Here is a 262-nt window from a genome sequence, read left to right as displayed (position 1 = left end):
CTTTGATACCAGAAGAACGACTGATGGATTCGAGAGAGATAGCCATTACTTCACCTCCTGAGAGGCGGTTGCCTTAGAAAGGCTCTCTTTTTTTTTAATGATGAAAATGGAACTCAGGGCAACAGCGGAGAAATGCGATTTACCCATTCCAGCGGAGCCATGCTTTAGGCACAGAGGGATTTCTCTTTTCTTGTCTTCCATTACTGATCCTCCAACCGTTCAAACTTAACCGACACCTTTTTCGGCTTGGTAGTCACTGCCT

1 protein-coding gene is annotated in these 262 nt (G+C 45.4%); it reads right to left on the bottom strand.

What is annotated here, in order from left to right:
* Positions 1-45: 45 nt before the first annotated feature.
* Entirely contained in the window at positions 46-201 is a 156-nt protein-coding gene (locus AK963_RS34630; RefSeq protein WP_175404827.1) for a hypothetical protein, read from the bottom strand.
* Positions 202-262 lie beyond the last annotated feature (61 nt).

The organism is Endozoicomonas atrinae, from assembly GCF_001647025.1.
Lineage (GTDB): Bacteria > Pseudomonadota > Gammaproteobacteria > Pseudomonadales > Endozoicomonadaceae > Endozoicomonas > Endozoicomonas atrinae.
The sequence above is the reverse complement of the archived record's forward strand: the minus strand, read 5'-3'. Positions and strand labels throughout refer to the sequence as shown.